Here is a 24,344-nt window from a genome sequence, read left to right on the forward strand (position 1 = left end):
ATTTAACAGGTGCTTATTTCAATACGAGCTGGCGTGTTTTGAGGTGTTTTCCACAACATATTGTTGATAGGAGGTTGTCTGGTACTGCATGCGGTATGGTTGTAAAAATTATACCGGTGTAAGGATGAACTCACTTGTAATTGATGTTTAATTCAAGTAGTTTTCGGCAAACTGTTTTTTGATTTTATTCCAATTTTAATTTTTGATGAGGTTTGCTTTGTCCAATACAGGAAAAACGAAATCGGTCTTTAGAGAATATTTTGAAGCGATTTGTATTGCAATACTGCTAGCGTTATTTATTCGGACCTTCATTGTACAGGCTTTTAAAATACCATCAGGTTCTATGTTGCCAACACTTTTGATTGGTGATCATCTTCTGGTGAATAAATTTATCTATGGAATACGTGTTCCATTTACCGGTAAAATTATCATTCCCATCGTCGACCCTTCTAAGGGTGACATCGTGGTTTTTAAATTTCCAAAAGATCGATCTGTTGACTATATAAAAAGAGTAGTTGGGACTCCTGGTGATACCGTTGAGATTAAGAACAAGAAAGTTTTTGTAAATGGGATCGGTGTGGATGATCCTCATGCACATGTCAGTTCTCCTGCTGTTCTTGACGCCCAGGTGAGCCCGCGAGATAATTTTGGTCCAATCCTGGTTCCTGAAGACCGAATATTTGTGATGGGAGATAATCGAGACAACAGTTACGACAGTCGGTTCTGGGGCTTTGTCGATCAGAAGGATATTCTCGGTAAAGCTTTTATTCTATACTGGTCATGGGATATCGATAAATCCCTGTTTTCTGTCGAGAGACTTAAGTCAATCAGGTGGGGACGGATCGCAAATTTGATTGATTAGCATAACAGGCCTTCCTTTTCCTTGGTAAACCGTGGATTTGGGAAGGCCTTGTGTTGAACATGTCTATTATAGTCTAACCGTTAGTGGGCGGTTGACCTCAATGTATTCTGGTTGTACATCTGCCTGGTAGGCCAGGACCATCACTCCTTTCGTCTTGGCTTCCTGCAGAGTTTTGGCATACAGCTCATCAATGTGGGCGGCTGGAGTAAAGTGGTCGGCATCCATTCTCTGAACGAGAAAGAATATACAGCAATTTTCTCCTTCTTCCTTTAGACGCATGAGCTCGGTCAGATGCTTTGTGCCTCTAGTTGTTACTGCATCCGGAAACATCGCACAATTGTTCTGTGCAAGAGAACAATTTTTAACCTCTATGTAAATGTCTACATTCTCTGTAAAAACCTGTAAGTCTAATCTGGTATGAACAGAAGTTTTTACCTCTCGCTTTATTTCTTTTACTGCGTCAAATTCTTTAATCTTTCCTGTTCGTATTGCTTCGGCGACAAGCACGTTGGTTTTTGCAGTATTGACTCCGACCCAGGTAGAGTTGTCCTGCACCATTTCAAGAGTGTAAGCATATTTACGATTAGGGTTGTTCGATAAGGAAAGGGCCACAGGACTTCCAGGGGTAGAGCAGGACAGCATGGTTCCGGTGTTAGGACAGTGCGCTGTAATGGTTTCCCCGTTTTCCAGCTCGATATCTGCCAGAAATCTTTTATATCTCTTAATAAGTCGTCCGTGGATAAGTGGAGTTGTGAATTGCATTGATGGGTTCTCTCTTGGGTGGTCTTAATTAATGTTATTGTTGCATGTCATTAGAGTTAGTGATACATAATGAGACTAACCAGATGAAGTGTCATTTATATACATTCGCCCCCTATGCATGCTGTCAAGGGGATGACTTGAGCTCAGTATTCCATGTTAAATGGAAAGGAGATGCATTGCTATGAAATTAGGAATCAATGGATTAGGCAGGATTGGTAAATTGTCTCTCTGGCAGCAGGTTTCCAGAAAACATTTTTCCGGGATCGTCGCCAATATTGGCCGGGAGGTCGGATCTAGCCTCGAAGATCTGGCGTCAATGCTCGAAAGAGATTCCACCTATGGCCGCCTTGGCACCTATCTCTACGGGCATAGTTGTCCGCGTGTGATTGAAGAACTCAACGATGCCGCAGGTACAATGGTTGTAAACGGGGTGCCGGTTACGATACTTCGTAATGCGAGAAATCCTAAAGACATCGCCTGGCAGGAAAATGATGTTAAACTTGTTGTCGATACAACGGGTGTTTTTACGGACCCTACAGCGGATCCTGATGCCAGCCGAGGAGCTTTGCGTGGTCATATGCAGGCTGGGGCTGAAAAGGTAATTTTGTCAGCACCTTTTAAGATTAAATCCAAAGGTCTTGATATGCCGGCCGATGCAGTCACAACTGTCATGGGTATTAATGAAGAAACCTATGACTCAGGCCATCACTCCCTCATTTCGGCGGCATCCTGCACAACGACCTGCTTATCGTACATGATCAAACCTCTCATGGAAAAAATTGGTGCAGATAAGATTCTGAGCGCCTCCATGGTTACGGTGCATGCCGCTACGGGAAGTCAGCAGGTGCTGGATAGGCTGCCTGGTGCCGGTGCCACAGATATGAGAAAAAATCGTTCCATTCTCAATAATATCATTTTGACAACGACCGGAGCCGCTAAGGCCCTGTCGCTTGTCATTCCAGAGATGTCATCCATCGGTTTTATGGCGGAATCCGTGCGCATTCCGACATCGACCGGATCGCTTATTATTCTTGTTTTGAATTTGCAGGATGATTTTGATAAGCCGATCAAAAGAAGTGATATCAATTCAATCTATGAAGAGTATGCCGGAAATAATCCGTATCTGGTCTTCTCGAACCAGCAAAATGTTTCATCAGACATCATAGGGATGCCAGCCGCTGCAGCTACCATTGAGGGGACTGAAACCCATACCCGGACAGCCAATATTCAGGTGGATCTTGCAAAGGTAAAGGCAGAAAGTCTTGTCACTGGCGCGGATCCGATTTTGAATATTCCAGTTACCCAGGCGGTTGTCTATGGTTGGTATGATAATGAACTTGGCAGTTATACAAATATGCTGAGCGACCTTGTGGTCCATGTCAGTGAGGAGATGATCTAAAAGAATTGTTCCGTGTCAGAAAAATGTTCAAAGCGGACGTGGCTATGGTCGAACGCATTGAACAGCAAACCTTTTCTCCCTGGTCCCAGTCCTCGTTAATAGAAGAGTTGCACCAGGACCGGGGGGTAGTCTTTGTGGCGGAGGAAGCCGCTGATCTCTGTATTTCAGGGATCGATCGTATTCTAGGTTGGTGTGCTTGCAGGTTTTGCGTCCCCGAAGCGGAATTGTTAAAAATTGCTGTGCATACAAGAGCACGAAGGCAAGGGCTTGCCATTCATCTCCTCAAACATCTTGAACAATTTCTTGTCAGCAAGGGGGTTGATACTCTCTTTCTCGAGGTGCGCTCCCAAAATCAAAGTGCCTTGAACCTTTATGTCAAAAGTGGTTTTTTACAAGTTGGTAAAAGGTCTGGTTACTACAGCAACCCTGAAGATAATGCATTGATTTATCGTAAAAAAATAGCAGGAAATGTTTGAGATAATTTATTCCCTTCGTGAAGGGTAAATGTGCAATCTACAGTTGATCTGCAGGAGAAGTCTAAAAGAGTTCTTTTACGGGCAGACTTTAATGTACCCATGGATAACGAAAGAAATAGAACCGATGATTTTGCATCCACATGGTACTGCTCAGTATAGTTTACATAATAAAGGAGCCGGGAAAGTTGATTATCTACTCCCATATGTGGCAACCAAAGGGTAGTCGAGTCGAAGAGTATAGTCTGGGACCTGTTGCTGCACATTGAAGCTCGTTGTTGGGAGTAAATGCCACTCTTACACCTTGAAAAGCTGAGGTTTCATAAAGAGGAAACCGAGAACGACAGTGTTTTTTAAGGAACTGAGTAAGCTGGCTGATGTTTATATCAATGATGGGTTTCCGGTTCCAAGCCGAGCTCAGGCCTTCGTTCGGGGAATTATTGAAAAAATATATAAAAAAAGGGTTGCCGAGCAAATCCGAATATTGTATGGTGGCTCGGTCAAACCAACCAACGTTGACGAATTGATGGTCCAACCTGATATTGACGGGGCATTGGTTGGTGGAGCGTCCCTGATTGCAGCATCTTTTGGACGTATTATAAATTTTAAATTTTTTTTTTTGTTTACGGTATGGATACTTTATTGACCATTGTACATGTTATCGTCTGCCTTTTCCTGGTTGGCATCGTATTGCTCCAGCATGGTAAGGGTGCCGATATCGGTGCAACGTTTGGTGGGTCCAGCCAGTCTCTGTTTGGAACGGAAGGACCTCTGCCGCTGTTGAATAAAATTACAACGGCTGCAGCGATAATTTTTATGTTGACTTCTGTTACGTTAGCGTATATTTCAACTCAGACAAGTAAATCTTCTGTGATGAGTGGGGTGACAGTGAGTCAGCCAGCAGTTGAAGTTGCGGCTCCAATAGCCAAAGAAGATATGGTTATGGATCCAAAAGCAGAAGAGCCAAAAACAGAGAAAACGGCAGAATAATAATAGAAATGTGTGCCGAAGTGGTGGAATTGGTAGACGCGCACGCTTGAGGGGCGTGTGGGGAGACCCGTGCCGGTTCGACTCCGGCCTTCGGCACCATCTTTTTGTATAAAGGCTTCCATCAAAGTCTTTTCAACCCGCGACTGGCAACAGTTTGCGGGTTTTTTCTTGTCTTTTTTCTCCATTACATTCCATTAACGTATAGAGAAATCCATTGTCAAAAGGGTGTACTCAGGGGTGTATTTTGAAAAAAGTCGAACTGAGCCTTCGAATTTACCTTTTCAAGGATGTTTTTCGAAAGCTTACGGCGAAGATCTCCACAATGTAATATAACATTCCGGTTCGCAGATGCTAAAGGTTATATTCTGTGAGATCAAACCTCTCTGGGTTTACAATCAATGAGAGGGCATACCAAGATTTTTAGCCCAGACAGGTTCGTCTGTTCCCTTAACGAATGTAATCTTTTTCAGAAAATCACTGAGATCAAAATTCTCGAAATTTCCCAAGAATCGTACCTCGTTTTCAAGGGATATTCCGGTTCTGGCAAGTACTTCTGATTGAATGATTTTGCTCACGGCGAGGATCTCAGAACCTGTAGAAGCCGAACCCGGTATGCAAATGGCTAAAATGTGATGAGGGCTCAAGGCAACCTGTCCCCACTGGTCCCCATTGAGAAAGCCAGCTGCCCGCATTACAAGGGCGGCTGGCAGTCGCGTGTGTCCAGCATCGGGCTTATACCAGGAAGAGAGGCTTGCAGCAAAGTTATCCCCACGGATACCCTTTGCTATTTTCAGTGCTGTTTCATTGCCTACTATGGGACTTAGAAAGAAACTCCCGGCACAGGGAAGCCAGTTTTCACAACCAACGACCATGCCTTTTCTGTTACGAATAGACAGAACACTTGCTCGTCTTCCTTTGATATCCTCCTGGGATCTTCCGACGGAAAGGTGATAATCAAGAATATCTTTATAACCAACGGGAGAGACAACTTGATTGCTCGAAAAAGTGAAGGTTGCTTCAAGTATTATTAATTCTGGAGAGAAGCGGGGAGTTTGCTTGAGCAGGCTTGTGCGGTACGAAAACTGAAGCGATGAAGCGGGAAGTATGACCAGCCTGTTCTTTTTACGATCAAAGGCGCGTATGGATAATAGGTGAGACGATACTTGTTGGCCGTAAGCCGCTATGTTTTGTGAAATGGCTCCTCCCACCGTTCCCGGAATACCTGAAAGCAGTTCCAGACCGGGGATATTATTCTGGCACAAGGAGCTGACAAAGCTGTCAAAGGGGTAGCTGCCTGCAACATGAGCGGTAATCCTATCGGCAGTTCTTTTAATATCTAAGAATGCACCATCCCTAAAGAGAATCAACGGCTGATCGATGCTTTTCCCGAGAACAGTATTGGATAATTCACCCGCAACAATGCAGTTATTTCTTGCATCTTCTGGAAGGCTTGCAAGATAATCATGTAATTCCTCATGATCATTTATGAGCCGCAGGTCAGCACATGCTGTCTGCAACCCAAAGCTGTTCAGCAATTGGATTTGTTTTGAGGGTATTCTCTGCATCCTGTAATTGACTTAAGGGAATGATTTCAATCTCTTCGCACCTATGATTTGGATAAGAAATAGTTTTGTATTTAAAGGGATAGATTTATTCAACATGGGTTTCGGAAAATGTAATTACCACTGAAGAAACCAGCTGAAGCATTACAATCACAGGGCACTGACCAACATTTTCGTTGCAACAACATAAAGAAGTAACGAAAAAATCCTCTTGAGTTTGTCGACAGGAAGACTGTGGGCAAGTCTCACTCCAAGTGGAGCCGTCAAAATGCTTACGGCGGCAATGCCAAAAAGTGCAGGTAGATACACGTATCCCAGGGAGTATGCGGGAAGGTTTGCAACATTCCAGCCATTGAAAATATAACCTATTGCACCTGCCAAGGCTATCGGCAGGCCGATTGCAGCTGATGTACCGATGGCATGATGCGCGTTTATATTGCACCAGAGCATAAAGGGGACGGAAAGAGTACCGCCACCAATTCCAACAAGACTTGAGAATACACCAATGATGTTTCCAGTAGCAAACATTCCGAGATTGCCGGGTATTTCGCGTCCAGGTTTAGGTTTTTTGTTCAGCAGAAGCTGGGTTGCGACAAAATAGAGAAAGATGACAAAGAATATTTTAAGAAAGTTAGTGGACATTAAAGACGCTATGCAGGAACCAAGAAAGGTGCCGGTCAGAATCCCGATGACGATTTTTTTTACGATGTCCCAATGCACTGCCCCTCTTTTATGATGGGCGAGAAAACTGGAGATCGAGGTGAATATAATACTCGCAAGAGAAGTCCCCAGCGCCAGGTGCATGGTCAATTCATGGGGAATGTTTTGTAGAGAGAATGCATAAATCAGCATGGGTACAATGACGAGGCCACCGCCTATGCCAAATAAGCCTGCCAGGATACCAACAATTGCTCCTACGAGCCCGTAAATTAAAAGTGTTGTTAACATAGTTCTGTATTTGTTTTTTTGTCGAATTAAAATAATTATTTCTGGTCTTCGAGATAATCCCAAGCCAGATGCAGGGCCACATTGTAATCAACCTGAATACCGTCAGAACCGAGTAAGTTTTCATAACCCATATTTAGCATCTGGGTTTTGATACCGACACCTTCGCGGACGACGACAATTGTTTTTATCTTTTCGTATTTAAGCCTGTCGATCATTTCACTTAGCGCAAAATAGCCGGATAAGTCGATAAAAGAAACATCAAGGCAGTTTATTATAACAACTTTTGTTCCAATTAATTTACTTACTTGCTCCTGCATTTTTGCAGTCGTTCCAAAAAAGAATGCACCCATTACAGAGAGGGTGCGTATACGATAATCTGTTTCTTCTTCCAGGCTTTTTTCCAGATCCCGTTGCCATTCGTGATGCCGCACTCCCTTAATATCAACTTCCAGCTGGCGTGATATGCGGTACGTGATCATTAAAGAGGAGAGGGTCACACCAACGCCCACAGCGATCATGAGATCAACAAATACTGTAGTGACAAAGACGATGAGCATCACAGCTAGATCGGGACCAGGTATCCGCTTAACCATTCGGAGCAGACGGTAATCAAGGATGTCTATTCCTACTTTCATGAGAATTCCTGCAAGGACGGGGAGTGGAATGTGTGCTGCGTATTGCCCCATGCCAAGTAAGATAGTGAGTAGAAAGAGAGAATGGCTAAGGCCTGAAACTCGCGTTGTTCCGCCGGCCTTGATATTGACTACGGTTCGCATCGTCGCACCCGCACCGGGCAAGCCTCCGATTATAGAAGCAAAAATATTTCCAAGGCCCTGACCAATTAATTCCCGGTTGGAATTGTGTCTGGTTTTCGTCATGGAATCTGCGACAACGGAGGTAAGAAGAGAATCCATCATTCCGAGGATAGCAAGAGCCATGGCCATGGGCAGAATATCTGACAGCAATGAAGGTGAGAAAAATGGGAGAGCGACCTTTGGCAGGGCTGCAGGAATGGGACCTATGGTATCAACTGGAAATTTAAAGATAATGGACAGTGTGGTGCAACCAAGAAGAGCAATAAGCGGTGAAGGGATTATTGCTGAAATTCTGGAGGGGGTGAAAAAGACAATTGCCATCGTCGAAAAAGCAAGGATAAGGCTGTAATTATTTACAATGGACAGAGCCTGAGGGAGTTTGAGTACCGCTTCTATCGGAGAACTCACAGAGGGAGCCCCAAGAAGGGGGTGGAGCTGGATGAGTATGATAATGACCCCGATGCCGCTCATAAATCCCGAGATTACAGGGTAGGGAATATAGCGAACAAACCCTCCCACCTTAAGCAGACCGAAACCTATCTGAAACAATCCTGCAAAAAAGACTACACCTAGAATTGCTGATGGATTGCCCGGAAATGCCATCACTGCACTGGCAAACACAACAGTCATGGGCCCCGTAGGCCCAGAAATCTGTGTAGGTGTTCCACCAAAAAGAGCTGCAAAAAGTCCTAAAGCTATGGCACCATAAAGGCCCGCAACGGCACCAAATCCACTGGCCACTCCAAAAGCGAGTGCCAGGGGAAGAGCAACAACTCCGGCTGTTAAGCCGCCGAAGAGATCTCCTTTCAACTGCCCAAAGATGTATTGACTTTTCATGTTGTGGTAAATTCCTCCTATATGAGCTCATTTTTTGAGAGAATTGAAGCGAGCCCACAATCTCATCCATTCTGGATGAAGGTTCTCAGGCGTTCCCCAGTATATCGAATGAGTATGCTGTTATACCACCAGGGTGCTCAATAATAAATGGTCTAATACAAGGCGGAGCTTAAAATCATTTTTTTTTTGCATTTCATGCGAAAAAAGGTAAAGATATTTTACGGTTGAATTTGTTGGTAAATGACTGGTACTATCGTTTTGGGCAACACGTCATCCGATGTTTGCCGTATCAGATCTATAGAGAACGGGTTGCAAATACATAGTTTTACTCTCGGCTCTGGTCACTCCTGTATCCGGATCCGATTTGCTGCACGTGATATCTAATGGCTTATAGCCTCTTTTGCTTTTCAATGAAGGGTCTGTAATGATTCTTCAACGCTTCATTTTACTGTAGTTTTTAAGTGACTTACCTGTTTTCGTTTTTTGGGAAATGGTCTCCGGTAGATACGTAGTTGTGTGACAAAATCATCCAACCATGTTATGAACTCAACGGCCAGTTTTGTTGTAATCTCCTGGCCTGACCGGAAAATACGCTCTGACTGAGCAATGAAATGAAACTTTAACTAATTGTAACCCAATGAATGTGCGTCTTGCTGATGTTGTAGAAAAATGCGGTCTTTTCTGTCAAAAAAATCATGTGGTTTTTCTTTTGTTTTTTCTTCTCTGTCTGTCCGGCTGCATGCAGAAGGTCGATGTGAGTTATATTCCATGTGAGCCAGCACATAAGGCAAGGCGAACTCTGCTTTCCGTTGAGCCTTCGATGTCGCAGATTGTGTCCACTGAGAAGCAAAGTGAAGAAAAAGCCTCCTGTATGGCTTCTTTAAACACCAAGATCGATGATCAGTTAAAGGATTTTTTTGATAGCTGGCAGGGGGTTCGTTACAGACTTGGTGGCCTTTCCAGCAAGGGAATAGATTGCTCCGGTTTAACCCTGCGGGCCTATGAAGAACTTTTCGGGGTAAGCCTTCCCAGGACGGTTATCGGCCAGTCTAAAAAAGGAAAGAGTGTGAAGAAAAAAGCTCTTCAGCCAGGAGATCTGGTCTTTTTCAAAACCGGTCGTTTTTCTCGGCACGTTGGTATCTACGTCGGGGAAAATCAGTTTCTGCATGCCTCCCGTTCAAGTGGCGTAACGGTTTCAGACCTTGATAACGTCTACTGGCAGAAAAAATTCTGGCAGGCCAAAAGACTTCAAACCATAAATTCTTAAATTTCCTGTACGTTCTTTTTTAGTAGAGCTTCAAGCCTTTTCTGGGGCAGAATAATGTACCCACTGATTGACGGAGATCAGAGATGAGTGATACAACGGAAACGTATAAACATGAAGTTCATCTGAACATTAATGTTAGAGGCCTCTCCCTTTCTCCGACTCTAGAGATCAATGAAACCAGCCGCCGTTTAGTAAAAGAAGGCAAGACAATTTATAAATTTGGCTTGGGGCAGTCACCTTTTCCTGTACCGGCTGAAGTTGTGGAGAGTCTCAGGGCCAGTGCCGGGGAAAAGGACTATCTTGCGGTTCGCGGACTCGAAGAATTACGGCAAACAATCTCAGGTTATTACCAGCGGGAGTATGGACTTCAGTTCGACTGGAAAAACATGCTGGTGGGGCCCGGGTCAAAAGAACTCATGTTTCTTTTACAGCTTGTCTATTATGGCGATCTTATCATCCCCTTACCGAGCTGGGTTTCTTATGCGCCCCAGGCTAATATTGTCGGCAGGCCGGTTCGCTGGTTGAAGACGAATCAAAACAATCACTGGTTAATCACCCCCGAAGATCTTGAACGGCTATGTAGGCAGGATCCTACGAAACCAAGAATACTCATTCTCAACTATCCAAACAATCCCACCGGTAAAAGCTATACCGAGTCCATGCTCAAAGATCTCGCAGATGTTGCACGAAAATACCATGTTATCGTGCTTTCCGATGAGATTTATGGCGAGGTTAATTTTGCTTTTTCCCACAGGTCTATTGCTCAATATTATCCTGAGGGGACAATTATCAGCAGTGGTCTCAGTAAGTGGTGTGGTGCGGGCGGATGGCGCCTTGGTATCAATGTTTTTCCTGAACAGTTGACCTGGCTTTTGGATGCTATGTCCTCTGTTGCAAGTGAGACCTTTACCTCGACGAGTGCCCCCATTCAATATGCGGCAATAACAGCTTTTGAGGGTGGACCCTGGTTGAAGAGTTATCTGCAGGGGAGTCGGAAAATTCTGGCGGCTCTCGCTGACCGGGTTTATTCAGGCCTTACCGGGGCCGGTGCCGATGTTGTCCGCGCTGATGGGGGGTTCTATCTCTTTCCCGATTTCTCGCCTTTTACAGACCGTCTCATGAAAAAAGAGATCTTTGACAGTGAAACGCTCTGTACGACCATCCTTAAAGATACCGGGGTGGCGATGCTGCCAGGCTCTGCCTTTGGCCTTTCATCGGACAAGTATCTGGCCAGATTGGCATATGTTGACTTTGATGGAGCTGCAGCCCTTGACGCTCTCGGAGCAATGGCGGAAGACCAGTTACCAGACGAAGAATTTCTTGCAAGCTATTGTCCTAAGATTGTCAAAGCAACGGACCTTTTGTGCGACTGGCTTCGTTAGGTCTCATTGAATTTCAGGTTTTCACCTTACTTCCCCACAGCGCACCCTGGGTTCCTTGCCTCCACTGTTTATTCCATGATATGGCGTAGACTCATGTCTCATCATGGCGCTGGCAATGGAGGAGGGCCTGGGATACACTGTCGCCAGGCTCTTATTGCCAAGCTTGTTCACCATTTTCTGTCTGCCTTTTGTAGGCTCACGATGCGCTTTTCTTCCCATTTTCTGGTGAGTTTTCTCAGTGTTGTCTGGTCTGTTTCCGCCTCTTTAGCAGGTGAGGAGATGCGACGACAGGAAAAGCTTCCTCTGTACGAGTATGGTATTGTCGGCCTGACTGCTCAACTGCCTGACTATAGAGGTTCTGATGAATACACGACTTATGCTTTTCCTTTACCCTATTTTGTCTACAGAGGTGAGCGGCTCAAAGCCAGCAGAGACGGTGTGAGGGGGATTTTCTGGCGGAACAGGCACGTTGAGACTGATCTGTCTTTTTCCGGCAATCCACCGGTCTCCACTGATAACGAGGCGAGGGCAGGTATGGGTGAACTTGATGGTTTGGTCGAAGTCGGTCCTGCACTTCGATACTATTTCTATGAATACGGGGAGCGCGACTCTTTTTTTATTCAGTGGAATATCAGGGCCGCCTTCTCTTTTGGTTTTGACAGTGGGCTGGAGGTCTCTTACCAGGGACTTCTCTCGGACGTCTCTCTTGTCTTTGGGAATGCTTCACTTTTTCATGAGCAGAACATTAGATTTCATTTGAGCACCGGTCCCCAGTTTGCTGATAGTGGTCTGCACGGTTATTTCTATGAGGTGGCGCCTCAGTTTGTGACAGGGACGAGGGAGCGCTACAGTGCAGAATCGGGTTATGGCGGCTGGCAGTTATCGGGATCAGTTGTTAAAGAACTGACGCCTGAGATTTGGTTGAGTTTGTATGGGCGCTGGATGAATTCCACTGGGGCTGTCTTTACAGACAGCCCCCTGGTGGAGACTGAGAATAACTATGTTATCGGAACCCTGCTGGTCTGGAAGTTCGGAGAGTCCGATGAACTGGAAAGGTAAATTCCTTAGAAAAGCCGGGCAACGCTTTTTTTGCAGTCATCAATAATGAGGTACAGGCAGGGAACAAGCGCCAGAGTGACAATCGTTGCAAAGAGGATTCCAAACCCCAGTGATATGGCCATTGGAATCATAAAGCGAGCCTGTCGTGAGGTTTCAAAGATCATCGGTGCCAGGCCGCCAAAGGTTGTCAGAGTTGTCAACATGACGGGACGAAAGCGCCGGAGTCCTGCGGTCTTGATTGCCTCAAAAGAGTGGGTTCCCTTTCTTTTTTGTTTATTTGCGTAGTCAACAAGGACGAGAGAGTCGTTAACCACCACTCCTGAAAGCGCAACGACGCCCATCATACTCATCAGGCTTAGGTTGTAGTTCATGATCATATGGCCAAAGACGGCTCCAATGATGCCAAAGGGAATGGCGATCATCACCACTATGGGTTGAATATAGCTGCGAAAGGGGATGGCGAGAAGAAAATAGATACCGCCAAGAGCAAAGAGAAACCCAAAAAGAAGCTTGCCAACACTCTCTTTTCGATCTGCCTCTCTGCCACTGTAGCCATAAGAAAGGCCGGGGAATTTTTGGGCCAGTTCCGGAAGTATTGTTTCATCCAGAGTCGCAATGATGATTGGAGAGTCGCCAATGGGGTCGACGTTTGCTGAGACCGTGATAGTCCGCCTGGCGTTGTTTCGTGCGATTGTGGTGTAGGCCCGGCTTTTTTCAAGCGTTGCCACCTCTGCCAGGGGAACGTAGGTTGATGCCGGAGTGAGAATCAGAAGATTTTCCAGAGAATACTGGTTGGAGCGTTCTTCTTTGGGCAGACGGATTCTTACAGTGACCTCGTTGTTGCCTCGTTGTTGCCGTAACGCGATTGCTCCCTGGAAACTGTTGCGTATCTGCCTGCCGATTTCGCTGGAGGTCAGGCCGAGACTCTCCCCCCAGGGGTTGACCTGGTAATTGAACTGAATTTTCCCAGCCGAGTAACCACTGTCCACATCTTTGCTGGAGGAGAATTCTTCAAGCTTTTCGGCCAAGATAATACTTGCCTCATCAAGTATATGACTGTCTCTGTGGCGGAGTTCAATGGCGATTGCTGCACCTCCACCTGGTCCTCCCCGGTCGGATTCATAGCGAATTGAGCTGAGACCGATGATAGAGCCGGTGGCCTTGCGCCAGGCCTGGGTTACGTCGCCTGTGCTCAACGGTCGGATATCCGGGGAGGTGAGATAGGCATTTACCTCTACCTCGTTGTCGTCTATCAGAGCGAAGGTTCCATCAAGCAGGTCTGTTCCACCATTATTTTTCGCAACTTCGTCTATCCCTGCAATGAGTCGTTCTCTAACCCGCACCATTTCGCTTAAAGGACTGCCATAGGGCAGGGTTGCGGTTACAACAGCGCGGTCAGACTCCACCCGGGGGGAGAGGATCATTCGTATCCTGCCGCTTTTAACGTAGGCTATGGTGACCACAAGAACAGCCATGAGGACAACAACAGCCAGGTATCTGACGCTGAGAATACGATCCAGAACTGGACCATAAACATTGTAAATAAAACGAAGCAGCAGATTGGCAAATTTCTGTTGAAATCGATGGATAGAACCAGCGATACTGCCTTTACCATTTTCTTTACTGTGGGCGAGGTGGGAGGGGAGTATATAAAGAGATTCAACCCATGAAATAAGAAATACCACAATAACGACAACGGGAATGACTCGCCAGACCTTACCCATGACGCCAGGTACAAATGCCATGGGTAGAAAAGCAATGATATTGGTGAGAATACTGAAGGTTATAGGTATGGCAACATCTTTGGCCCCTTCAATAGCGGCATCCAGGTAGTTCATTCCTCTCTGGCGGTATTCGTATATATTTTCACCTGCGATGATGGCATCATCCACCACAATTCCAAGGGCTATGATAAAGGCAAACATCGATATCATATTGATGGAAACATCAAAAAAAGGCAGGAAAAGAAGGGCTCCAAGGAAGGATATGGGAATGCCCATGGTGACCCAGAATGCCAGCCTCATCTCAAGAAACAGGCCAAGCAACAGGAGAACGAGAAACAGACCAGCATAGGCGTTTTTTAAGAGGAGCTGCAGCCGCTGTTTATAGACATCTGAGCGGTCACTGCTAATTGCCCAGTGGATATCAGGTGGAATAGTATTTTGAATCTCTTCCATTGCCTTGTGGGTTACATCGGAAACCCCAATTGGCGTCTCCTGACCAACCCGGTAAACGTAGAGCTGGATTGATGGCTGGTTGTTGAAGGTGCCAAACCTGCTGGAATCTTCGAAGCCGTCCCGCACAGTTGCGATATCTTCAAGAAAGAGCATTGTCCCGTCTTTGCTGCTGATGATGGGAATTCGGGCAAACTCTTTTGCCCATTCACTTTTGTTTTTTACCCGCAGGAGGATTTCTCCTCCACTTGTTTCGAGTTTACCTCCCGGTATCTCAACTGAACTTTTGGCGATACTAGCGGCAACAGAAGCAATCGAGAGATTGTATTTTCGCAGGGTATCTGTGGGGATTGAGATTTCGATCTCATAATCCCTGACCCCACGCAAATCTATCTGGGTAATACCATCTTCCTGCAGCAGCTGGTCGCGGACGTCTTCGGCTGCTTTTCGCAAGGTTTTTTCGGGGACATCTCCATAGATGTTGAGCTGTAATACCTGGCGTTTTATTGCGGCAATGGAGATGGTCGGGTCTTCAGCATCTTCAGGGAAGGTTGTGATACGATCAACTTCCTGCTGGATGTCCTGCATCAGTTTCTGCGGATCTGCCTCGTCGCTCAGTTCGGCGACAATACTGGCCGATCCTTCATTTGCCGTGGCGGTAATCTCCTTGACCCCCTCAATTCCCTGTATGGCTTCCTCTACAGCGAGGATAATCCCCTGTTCAACCTCTTCGGGACTCGCCCCCGGGTAGCTCACAGATATGGTGATGTTGTCGAGTTCAAAGGCGGGAAAAACTTCCCGGGTAATTTTGGAGCTCATAAAAATTCCGCCGATCATAAGAATGAGCATGAGCAGGTTTGGTGTTACCCTGTTATGGATCATCCAGGTGATTGGTCCATTATTATGCGGGGACTCTGTTGTGCTCACTGGGTTTTCTCCATTGCTGATTTAGGTGGGTTCTTCGGGGTTGTGTTGTTCCCAGGAAGCTGTAGTGGCATGCCGTTGGCGGCGTTGGAGAGTTGCGAGGTTATCAGGAGCGAACCCGGTTCAAGGTTTGAGCTGATGTAGACTTTGTCTCTTGTTCGTGCCAGAACATCAACCGGTCTTATTTCCAGAGTGTTCTCTGTAGAAAAGAGCCAGAGGGTATCGTTTTCGTGGAGATGATTGCGGTCTATGACGTAGACATCATTTAGTTTTCTGCCCTGAAAGATGACCTGTACAAAAGATCCGAGCAACAGTTTAGGTTGTTGGCTGTTTTCAGGCGTCAGTGCGAGGGGGTCGTTCACGGCAACATAGAGTACTGCCATCCTGCCTTCCGTTTCAAGGTCCGCTGCAAGGCGTATGACTCTTCCAGCCCGTTGAGCCGTGCTTTTATTTTTATTCTCTAAAAAAATAAGTGCGCTGGAACCGGTATCAGAAGTCGTCCCGGGGATATTAAGCCATTGCAGCTGGCTTACAGGTACACTCACTTTTATCCAGAACTGGTCAGTTCCTGCGATTTGAGCCAGTGGGGAGCCAGAACTTACTCTGGAACCGATATTCACAGATCTTGAAAGAATAACCCCGTTAAATGGAGCGGTAACTTCCGTTCTTGCCAGATCAATTTCAGCCTTTTTCAGTTTAGCTTTAGCGTTTTCAACATTGGCTTTTGCTATGCCAAGTTGAGGTTCTCTCAACATAAGCTTTTTTTCTGTATCACTTACCTTTTGTCCGAGTATCTCAAACTCTTTCACGGCAATACGTTGGTTGCCCATTTCAAGAACAAGGTCGCTGTAGGCCTTTTCCAGGTCACTTTTCAGTTGCAGAATGGTGATCTCGTAATCGGTGGGGTCTATGGAGACGAGATGATCACCCTTTTTAAAGTATCCACCTGGTACCATGTCAGGGCTCATCCTGATGACTTCACCACTGACCTGGGGGGAAAGTTGCACTTCTCTGGCGCTTCCAACCGTCCCCATGGCATCAAATTCATAGATGATGTCCTGGGGGCTGATAGAGCGTGCTGTGACCAGCGGGGCAATGGGCATACGCTCGCGTGGCTTGGCCTTTGGAGGTGTTTTTATATAGTACGAGGCAAGGGCTGCCGCCCCGACGATGACTATGATTGCGAGTAGAATCTGTAATAGGGTTCGTCCAGTGCTGGCTTTTACTGGGGTGTCGCCAGTTGGTGCAGGATTCGAGCTCATGAAAATTTCGCCTTTGTTGGGAGTAAAGAATAAGGAATGTTATTCAAGTGGGCCGCTGAGGGCTCGGTATAGTGCTATGCGGTTACCGAGAAGTGAGAGCCTTGTACTGACAATTGATCGCTGGAGATTTTGTTGAGAGATCAGAGCAAGCAGTACTCTCTGGTAATCTTCCACTCCCTGCCTGTATCTGTGGCCGACATGTTCTACTGTTTCGGCTGCCAGCTGCAGCTGTATCTTCTCGCTTTCAAGGGACAGGAGTTGTTCCTTTTCACGGACAAGAGCATCTTCTACCTCAGTCATTGCCTCAAGAATGACCTGGCTGTAGGTGTTGAGCTGTTGGCGTGCAACCGACTCGGTTCTTGTCACCTCAGCCTTTCGATAGCCTCCATCAATAATCGGGGCAAAGAGATTGGCAGCCAAGGTACTGAACCAGTCAGAAAAGAGATCTTTTGCTGAACTGCCATAGGTCGTAAGCTCTGCGGAGAGACTGAGGCGGGGAAAGCGGTTGGCGACCGCCGCCGCGGCCTTTTGATCGGTTGCCTGGAGGGTTAAAAAGCTGCTTTGCACGTCTGGTCTTCGTTGCAGCAGATCAAGCGGCAGGCCCGCTTCCGGCAGTGGTGGTAAGTCCGGCAAGGCCTGTTGGGTGTCTGTATAGGCAGAAGTTGTCGCCTGCGGAGGGTTGCCGAGAAGTATTGAAAGTTGATGATCGAGGACTCGTTTGCTGGCTCTGAGTGTAGCAAGAGAGCCATTGTTGCTTTCAATCAGCTGGCGCTGTTGAAGGACATCGGAAATGTCGGTTTTCCCAGAGCGAAACTGTGTGGTGATGACGTCGAGAACCTTTTCGTTGGTTTCTTTCTGTTCTGTGAGCAACTTGATCTGCTGGTGGGCTTCGGTTATCTGCAGCCAGACCAGGGCAACTTCAGCCGCAAGCGAGATCTGGGCTGTGTGAAAATCAGAGGTGGTCGCTTCCAGCTCAAGTAGTGCGGCATCTTTGGTGTTTTGCAGTCGACCCCAGAGATCGACTTCATAGGAGGCGGCAAGGTCCAGGGAAAAATAATTGGTTGTCTTGCCTGTCTGGTAGCTTCTCGTGAAAGATCCTGAACCCTCAGCGTCTAGTGAAGGAATGAGTGCGGCTCCGGCCTGTATGGCAACGGCCTGTGCCTGAGTAATCCGTTCCCTGGCTGCAAGTAAGGAGAAATTGTGGCTGAGAGCGTGGTCGATGACCTGATTGAGATCCGGGTCATCAAAGACCAGCCACCACCTGCCTTCAAGGGGAAGCTCTCCGCTGTCTGCAAAAGAGGCGGGGAGGGCCAAGGGATTTATGGAACGTTCAGGTATTGATACACACCCTGAGAGGAACAGCAGACAATAAACAACGGCGTAAAGGAAATATTTCGGGATCATTCTACTGTGTGCGTGGCGATTGCGGCAAAGCATTTCTGAACCCCTTGTCTCCTAAAAAAAACGGTCCAGTAAGCGTGTACAGTCCTGCATGTACTGTCGTTATTGTACTCTTTGTAATCAACATGACACCTCAATTTAAGAAATACCTCTGTTATACTTTTTTTGCATGGAGGTTCAAGATATATCACTCCTCCTTCTCAATCTCCCGAACAGTAACATTTGAGCCTTGTGGAGGATGAATACAGCGGGACCTGTAGAGCATTTCCATCTGACTGAAAGCTTGTTCTATCTTGTCCTCATCACTGTGTTCCTGGTCATCTGGTCTGAAATCATCAGCTGTTGTCATAGCCTTGTGCCTCCTGAGGGACATAATCGTGGTATCTGTTATTTCCTGTTCGTCGGAAAAGAAAATACGAATTTATAGTGGCAGAATCAAGCTTTAATGTTTTTACCTCTCTCTATTTTGTTCATCAGAGACTTTGTGTCAGAGGTCTTTTCTTGTTATTGATGCACTGAAACGCTATTTCTGTTGCAAAACAGTTGTATAGATTTGGGTAAGTACAATAAACTGTTCAGCATCCCCGCCTTGATCGGGGTGCAGTTCCAACGCCTTTTTACGGTAGAGACGGCTGAGTTCAGGTTTTGACATGCGTTTGAGTGCGGCATGAGAGATTCCAAAAAGTTTTGTAATTGCCTCCGGGCTCACCTGATTTTTTGGTTCTGGCCAGCGGAAGTTTCGGTGCTGGCCCATAAAGGTTCTGGCAAAATCTCTCTGAAAAGAAGGGCTGTGTGGGATATAATCAAAAAACATGCAGATATAGCGAAAAAGATGGGGGTGGAGAAAAGCTCCTGTCTCTTCACCTTTCCAGAAGGAGGCGTCTTTTTGCAGACGGCAGATTGCGCTGGTGAAGCTGTTTGCGACCTCTTTTCTGGCAAGAGCTTCGGGCAGCCAGGGCGCAAACGATTGGAGAAAGTCGTTTTTCAGGTTGAAGATTGCAAAGATGTATTGAAAATAACAACCCGGCTCCAGGGCTTTTTCTTCTGCCATAAAATAGAACTCTCGTTCATCACGGCTCTGGCCAAGCAGAGGCCTGCAGCATTTTTCGTGCAGTTTTGTCAGCCGGCTCTGATCGACGGCTCCATAGCGGAGGTAATACAGTCTCCTCCGGTCAAAGATATGAATTTGTCCGTTTATAGCCTGGAGTTCTTCCGGAGTCAGCCTTCCTTTGTAGCTGGCTGTTCTGCCTTTGAAGGTAAGTAGTTGCTGTTGCACCATGGATGGAAAAAAATCAAAAAGCAGTTCTTCAAGTATTGGCTCAGGATTTTTGTTTGTGGTACCTGCAAGTGTCTTCAGCAGGTCTTCATCGAAAATGACGATATGATCATCGAAAATAGTGAAAAAATCGGAAGGGGTGTATCCCAGGTCAAAGAGTACCTCGGAAATGTGGTTCCCCTCGCTGTTCTCAAGAGACCGACGAATCTGGTAGGAGGATCTTTCATTGCGTTTTAATGTAGCAAGGTACATGTCGGGCCTTTATGGATGGAGAATTTGGCATACTTTCCTGTCTATTGACAATATTCAAAGATTTGTTGATAATAGTTGATCCACATGTATGATGGGGCTCACCAAACTATCGAACTTTCAATACATGTTAGTCATTTTATTTTCACTTTTTATATAATATGAAGTTTCTCCCCTCTCAGCTGTTGTTTTTTTTTCAAAACAAGACAACCCGTAAGAATCTCGTTTTACTGGTAAAGTTCCTTGGTTTTATTCTCCTGATTATCTCGCTGTATTCGGTACTGTTTCATGTGCTGATGCTGTATGAAGGCCGTGATTTCAGTTGGATAACTGGCCTCTACTGGACACTTACCGTTATGTCCACCCTTGGGTTTGGTGATATTACCTTTCATACAGATTTGGGTTTGATTTTTACTCTTGCGGTCCTGGCATCTGGTATTGTGCTTCTTCTTATCATGTTGCCATTTACATTTATCCAGTTTTTTTATGCACCGTGGCTTGAGGCGCAATCTAAAATTCGCACCCCCCGAGAACTTCCCAAGGAAACGGCCGGGCACGTGATTATCACAAATCTTGACCCGATAACTGAAAAGCTCGTAGCCAAACTCAAAAGAAGAAATTTTGACTATGTTCTCGTTGTGGATGAATTGCAGCGTGCCGCCGAGTTATATGATGCTGGCTATAAGGTTGTGGTAGGTGAGCCTGATGATCCTGAGACATATGAACGGCTGCGGGTAAGAAACGCGGCACTTGTGGTGGCGACAAACGATGACCTTGTGAATACATCAGTGGCGTTTACCGTAAGAGAGATTACCGGCAGGGTTCCCATCGTAACGAGTGCCAATAATGAACATTCTATCGACATTCTTGAATTCCCTGGAAATACGCATGTATTTCAGTTTGCAAAAATGCTTGGTCGGGAACTGGGAAACCGAACTGTGGGGCTTGGTCGACCGGTCAATATTGTCAGCCGTTTTGAAAAGCTCAATATTGCCGAGATTTCCGCAACACAAACGACCCTCTCAGGAAAAAGTCTTTTGGATCTTAACATGCGGGCAAAAACAGGGGCAACTGTTGTAGGTCTCTGGGAAAAAGGCCGCTTTGAGGTGCCGACAGCGGCAACGGTGATTTCCGCAAGAACCCTGTTGCTGCTTGCTGGTACGGAAAATCAGCTCGACCGCTTTGAGCAACAGTATGCGTTGTCCGATTCATCTCTTACCTCTGACGCACCTGTTCTCATTCTTGGTGGAGGCAGGGTCGGTCTGGCGGCAGCTGAGGTGCTGGCCGATAATGGTATCAGTTATGGTATTGTTGAGAAAAGGGCAAATCTCACCACGGGTAAAGAGATTAACTTTATTCAAGGTGATGCCGCAGATATAAACATTCTGGAAAAAGCCGGTGTCATGGAGGCGAGAACCGTTATTATTACGACCCATAATGATGCCATGAACATCTACCTGGCCTTTTACTGTCGGCAGTTAAGGCCGGATGTCCAGATAATCAGCAGGGCGACTAATCAGCGTAGCGTTTCCAAGTTGCATATGGGTGGTGCAGATCTGGTCATGTCTTTTGCTTCCCTGGGGGCGAACAGTATAATTAATCTTTTAAAGACAGACGAGATTTCCATGTTTACAGAGGGGCTCAACATCTTTAGCAGTACTATGCCCAAGGTGCTTGTGGGTAAGAATCTGGTCAAAAGTAATATCCGTGAGGCCACCGGCTGTTCGGTTGTTGCTTTAAAATCTCAAGAAGGCCTTGTGGTTGGCCCGGATCCGACTATACCGTTAAGAAAAGAGGACGAAATTATTCTTATTGGGGCCACCGAGTCTGAGCAGAAATTTTTAGAATTGTACTAACCCCGGTGACCGGAAAGAAGGTCGGGATAACTGCCAGGAAATTGATAGTGCCCATCAGTGTGGAATCTAGACCTTGTTTCAACTATTTCGCCTGGATTTTTCTATATAGAGTAAAAAAGAGCAGCCCGTGCTTGACCGATACGCCATAAAAATACTCAAGCAGCCCCTGCATCAGTGTGCACGTCTGCTGAACTCTTTTGGAGTGACTGCAGATCAGGTGACGATGAGTTCGTTTCTTATAGGTCTTGGAGTCTTGCCCGCCTTGTATTTCAAGTGTTACGGCTGTGCACTGTTTTTTCTGGTGATAAACCGGATAGGAGATGGAGTCGACGGGGCACTCGCGAGGCTGACTCATACCAGCGATGGGGGTGGATTTCTTGACATTGTTCTCGACTTCATCTTCTATTCCTCTGTTGTACTTGGCTTCGCGCTGGCGGAACCCATTCAAAACGGTTTGCCTGCTGTCGTCCTGCTCTTTTCTTTTATTGGAACCGGAACCAGTTTTCTGGCCTTTGCCATAATGGCAGAGCGGCGTGGAATTACCAGTATAACCTATCCTCACAAGGGAATTTATTATCTTGAAGGGCTCACAGAAGCAACCGAGACGGTGGCTTTTTTTGTGCTTTTCTGTCTTTTCCCTGGGGCTTTTCCTCTCCTGGCTTATATCTTTGCCTTCTTATGTCTGGTGACTACGGCCACAAGAGTCGCAGGCGGCTATTTGAGTCTGAAATAGATGGTAAAAGGGGTATTGTTGCTGGGCCTGAGTTATAGAGGATTTGGAAAAATAAATGACTAAAAAACCTGAAAAAGATAATCTTATATCGAACACTGATGGACGAAAATACAAGTAAAATAGATGTGTCTATGCGCATACTGGGAGATATCGTAACGGATGGCGACCTCCTGCTTGAGGGCGAATTGCGCGGCTCCCTTGTCGGGCGAAACCTTATCGTCGGGGCCTCAGGCTCTGTTGTGGGGCAAGTCATAGGGAAGACGATTGATTGTGCTGGACGCCTTGAGGGAAATGTTCAAACGGAATCTTTGAAGCTTCGGAGGGGAGGATGCCAGGTCGGGACCGTTGTAACCCGTCAACTTGAGGTGGAGCCCGGAGCCGTGATCGATTGCGCCCTGCAAAGCGGGGCTCTGGTTACCCCGAGGGCTTCTCCTGTGCCGCCAACAAAGGAGGCGGTGCCCCCCTTTGACTTTACCAAATACCTGGGGGCCTTTGTGGAAAACCAGCGGCCATGCTGTTATGAAGTTCCCTGGTCCGACCGGCGGGAGATCTATGAGCATATTGTTGACTTGTTGAAAAAGGAAAAACCGTTGATCAAGGTTGTGGGGGAAGAGGGGAGTGGCAAGTCTGTTCTGGCTGAAAAAATTTTTCAGGATTCCTCTGCCCCGTTCCACGTACTTTTATTGCGAGAAAAGGCTGGTGCGGTTGTTAGCCTGCTGAAAGAAGTTGCCGTAAGTCTTGGGCTGGCAGATCTGGGAAAGCTCCAGGAGCAGGAAGATCTGCTTGCGGGGATTCGACAGGAACTTGCATGGCGCTATGGTTCGGGTGAAAGGGTGGTGCTGATCATTGATGATGCAGAAGAAATGTTTCAGGCGACCATGGAGGGGGTGCTTCGCCTGCTGTGCGGTGCCTATGGTGACGAAGCGGTTGAGACGGAGAAGTTACTGCAGATCATTATCCTGGGCACGGAGACGATGAAAGATAATATGGTGGCGACAATCCATGAGTATTTTGAAGACGAGACCAACTGTCAGATTTACCTCGAGCCGCTGACGATGAAAGATACCGCAGATTATGTACGCCTGGGGCTTCAGTTGGCTTCCCGGGGAGATGAGCAAAGGGCTATGTCCTTACTGCCCAATGAGACAATTAAAGAAATTCATGTGTCGAGTAAAGGTTCAATTGCTGCGATAAATGTTATAATGAACGGAGCACTGAGAAAGGCTCATGACTTGGGCAAAAACTGCCTGACACCAAAGATTATAAAAGAGGTAGCTGCTAAATAACTTGTGGTTTGTATTGTGGTGCCAAATTCTGTGTGAGGGGCAATAGAAGTAGTCGATGGGGCGCTCTGACAAATGTCAGACCGGCCCATTTTTATTTTTATGCGGTGGAGGAGAAAAGTGTTTGATCTGAAAAATTGCTCATTTTTTTGTAGCAATTGCTATAAATTAGCACATTTTATATTTGCTCATCTAATTAAAAGTATAATTAATAATGATATATAAATACGAAATACGTAAAATTATATCTTGAAAATATTGTATCCGGAATATATTATCAAAATAATGATGTAGTTGTATTTTGCCTTTGGGCTGACATTCATCCTAAGAGGAACCTCAATGGAGCTTGATGAAATAAATCTGGCCATTATCAATCATCTTCGAGACGGGCGCATGCCCTATAAAAAGATTGCCGATGCCCTCGGTTTATCTGAAGGAACGATCCGGGGCAGGGTGAAAAGGCTTAAAGAAGATGGTCTTCTTGATATAACAGCACTCATTGATCCTGATGCGATCCCCGATCAGTCCATTGTAATGGTTGGGGTAAACCTCAAAGACATGGATCTGGTCAAAAAGGGAGAAGAGTTCAGTAAGCTACGTGGGGTTATCTCTGTATGTGTGGTAACCGGAAGATTTGATCTGATTCTGACCGTATTGCTTACAAAAGACTTTAATATGGTCAAATTTTATACTGAAGAAGTGGCAAAACTTGAAAATGTACGCGGGGTTGAGACTTTTGTTGTCTACAAGAGTTTCAATCTGAAGGTTCCCCTTCCAGCGAGCTGAACCAGTAATCCTCAACCTTGCGTTTTAGTAATAGCCCTCTGATA

The 24,344-nt window shown here is 46.2% G+C and carries 20 protein-coding genes, 1 tRNA gene and 1 pseudogene; 13 read left to right on the forward strand and 9 right to left on the reverse strand.

Going from position 1 to position 24,344, the window contains the following annotated elements; genetic code table 11:
• The first annotated feature begins 205 nt into the window (after window positions 1–205).
• Window positions 206–862, forward strand: a complete 657-nt coding sequence (gene lepB / locus FCL48_RS00110) for a signal peptidase I (RefSeq protein WP_136870203.1) — start codon at window positions 206–208, stop codon at window positions 860–862.
• Between the two features lie 66 nt (window positions 863–928).
• Here lepB and sfsA read toward each other — a convergent pair whose 3' ends face one another.
• Window positions 929–1,624, reverse strand: coding sequence for a DNA/RNA nuclease SfsA (gene sfsA / locus FCL48_RS00115; protein ID WP_136870204.1), 696 nt, complete (start codon window positions 1,622–1,624; stop codon window positions 929–931).
• Between the two features lie 181 nt (window positions 1,625–1,805).
• Here sfsA and FCL48_RS00120 point away from each other — a divergent pair, with 181 nt between their 5' ends.
• From FCL48_RS00120 to FCL48_RS00145, 5 genes and pseudogenes are all read left to right on the forward strand, one after another.
• The gene (locus FCL48_RS00120) at window positions 1,806–3,023 is read left to right on the forward strand and encodes a type I glyceraldehyde-3-phosphate dehydrogenase (RefSeq protein ID WP_136870205.1); all 1,218 of its coding nucleotides are present in this window, start codon (window positions 1,806–1,808) and stop codon (window positions 3,021–3,023) included.
• A gap of 44 nt (window positions 3,024–3,067) precedes the next feature.
• Window positions 3,068–3,499 carry a ribosomal protein S18-alanine N-acetyltransferase gene (gene rimI, locus FCL48_RS00125; RefSeq protein ID WP_169309011.1) on the forward strand — a complete coding sequence of 144 codons (432 nt, stop codon included), beginning with the start codon at window positions 3,068–3,070 and terminating at the stop codon, window positions 3,497–3,499.
• 403 nt (window positions 3,500–3,902) lie between these two features.
• Window positions 3,903–4,142 (forward strand): annotated as a pseudogene (locus tag FCL48_RS00135) (triose-phosphate isomerase); the annotation flags it as partial.
• Complete coding sequence (secG, locus tag FCL48_RS00140; protein ID WP_305790998.1) at window positions 4,139–4,486, forward strand: preprotein translocase subunit SecG; 348 nt, start codon at window positions 4,139–4,141, stop codon at window positions 4,484–4,486. The pseudogene FCL48_RS00135 and the gene secG, both read left to right, overlap by 4 nt.
• Window positions 4,487–4,500: 14 nt before the next feature.
• A tRNA-Leu gene (locus FCL48_RS00145) sits at window positions 4,501–4,585 on the forward strand.
• A 296-nt stretch (window positions 4,586–4,881) separates the two neighbouring features.
• Here the strand turns inward: FCL48_RS00145 and FCL48_RS00150 are convergent.
• From FCL48_RS00150 to FCL48_RS00160, 3 genes are all read right to left on the reverse strand, one after another.
• Window positions 4,882–6,051 carry an FAD-binding protein gene (locus tag FCL48_RS00150; protein WP_136870210.1) on the reverse strand — a complete coding sequence of 390 codons (1,170 nt, stop codon included), beginning with the start codon at window positions 6,049–6,051 and terminating at the stop codon, window positions 4,882–4,884.
• 147 nt (window positions 6,052–6,198) lie between these two features.
• Window positions 6,199–6,996, reverse strand: coding sequence for a sulfite exporter TauE/SafE family protein (locus FCL48_RS00155; protein ID WP_136870211.1), 798 nt, complete (start codon window positions 6,994–6,996; stop codon window positions 6,199–6,201).
• Window positions 6,997–7,031: 35 nt separating this feature from the next.
• Complete coding sequence (locus tag FCL48_RS00160; RefSeq protein WP_136870212.1) at window positions 7,032–8,648, reverse strand: SulP family inorganic anion transporter; 1,617 nt, start codon at window positions 8,646–8,648, stop codon at window positions 7,032–7,034.
• Between the two features lie 637 nt (window positions 8,649–9,285).
• Here FCL48_RS00160 and FCL48_RS00165 point away from each other — a divergent pair.
• The 3 genes from FCL48_RS00165 (at window position 9,286) to FCL48_RS00175 (ending at window position 12,356) form a co-directional block, all read left to right on the forward strand.
• Entirely contained in the window at window positions 9,286–9,915 is a 630-nt protein-coding gene (locus tag FCL48_RS00165; protein ID WP_136870213.1) for an NlpC/P60 family protein, read from the forward strand.
• 83 nt (window positions 9,916–9,998) lie between these two features.
• A complete protein-coding gene (locus FCL48_RS00170) occupies window positions 9,999–11,297 on the forward strand; it encodes a pyridoxal phosphate-dependent aminotransferase (RefSeq protein WP_136870214.1) in 1,299 nt (432 codons plus the stop codon).
• A gap of 93 nt (window positions 11,298–11,390) precedes the next feature.
• A complete protein-coding gene (locus FCL48_RS00175) occupies window positions 11,391–12,356 on the forward strand; it encodes a MipA/OmpV family protein (protein WP_169309012.1) in 966 nt (321 codons plus the stop codon).
• 5 nt (window positions 12,357–12,361) lie between these two features.
• Here FCL48_RS00175 and FCL48_RS00180 read toward each other — a convergent pair whose 3' ends face one another.
• The 5 genes from FCL48_RS00180 to FCL48_RS00195 all read right to left on the reverse strand — a co-directional run bounded on the left by FCL48_RS00180 (window position 12,362) and on the right by FCL48_RS00195 (window position 19,645).
• On the reverse strand, window positions 12,362–15,457 hold the full coding sequence (locus FCL48_RS00180) for an efflux RND transporter permease subunit (RefSeq protein ID WP_240744692.1): 3,096 nt from the start codon (window positions 15,455–15,457) through the stop codon (window positions 12,362–12,364).
• Window positions 15,454–16,716: an efflux RND transporter periplasmic adaptor subunit gene (locus FCL48_RS00185; RefSeq protein WP_136870216.1), complete on the reverse strand. Its 1,263-nt coding sequence runs from the start codon at window positions 16,714–16,716 to the stop codon at window positions 15,454–15,456. Before FCL48_RS00185 ends, FCL48_RS00180 begins: the two co-directional genes overlap by 4 nt.
• Before the next feature lie 39 nt (window positions 16,717–16,755).
• The gene (locus FCL48_RS00190) at window positions 16,756–18,153 is read right to left on the reverse strand and encodes an efflux transporter outer membrane subunit (protein WP_136870217.1); all 1,398 of its coding nucleotides are present in this window, start codon (window positions 18,151–18,153) and stop codon (window positions 16,756–16,758) included.
• Between the two features lie 151 nt (window positions 18,154–18,304).
• Complete coding sequence (locus tag FCL48_RS24875) at window positions 18,305–18,466, reverse strand: hypothetical protein (protein WP_169309013.1); 162 nt, start codon at window positions 18,464–18,466, stop codon at window positions 18,305–18,307.
• Between the two features lie 174 nt (window positions 18,467–18,640).
• Window positions 18,641–19,645 carry a hypothetical protein gene (locus FCL48_RS00195; RefSeq protein WP_136870218.1) on the reverse strand — a complete coding sequence of 335 codons (1,005 nt, stop codon included), beginning with the start codon at window positions 19,643–19,645 and terminating at the stop codon, window positions 18,641–18,643.
• A gap of 158 nt (window positions 19,646–19,803) precedes the next feature.
• Here FCL48_RS00195 and FCL48_RS00200 point away from each other — a divergent pair, with 158 nt between their 5' ends.
• From FCL48_RS00200 to FCL48_RS00215, 4 genes are all read left to right on the forward strand, one after another.
• Window positions 19,804–21,498: a TrkA family potassium uptake protein gene (locus FCL48_RS00200; RefSeq protein ID WP_136870219.1), complete on the forward strand. Its 1,695-nt coding sequence runs from the start codon at window positions 19,804–19,806 to the stop codon at window positions 21,496–21,498.
• A gap of 127 nt (window positions 21,499–21,625) precedes the next feature.
• Window positions 21,626–22,231, forward strand: coding sequence for a CDP-alcohol phosphatidyltransferase family protein (locus FCL48_RS00205; RefSeq protein WP_136870220.1), 606 nt, complete (start codon window positions 21,626–21,628; stop codon window positions 22,229–22,231).
• Between the two features lie 98 nt (window positions 22,232–22,329).
• Complete coding sequence (locus tag FCL48_RS00210; protein WP_136870221.1) at window positions 22,330–23,517, forward strand: polymer-forming cytoskeletal protein; 1,188 nt, start codon at window positions 22,330–22,332, stop codon at window positions 23,515–23,517.
• 336 nt (window positions 23,518–23,853) lie between these two features.
• Window positions 23,854–24,300, forward strand: coding sequence for an Lrp/AsnC family transcriptional regulator (locus tag FCL48_RS00215; RefSeq protein WP_136870222.1), 447 nt, complete (start codon window positions 23,854–23,856; stop codon window positions 24,298–24,300).
• Window positions 24,301–24,344 lie beyond the last annotated feature (44 nt).

Origin of the sequence: Desulforhopalus sp. IMCC35007, assembly GCF_005116575.1 — a bacterium.
Classification (GTDB): domain Bacteria; phylum Desulfobacterota; class Desulfobulbia; order Desulfobulbales; family Desulfocapsaceae; genus Desulforhopalus_A.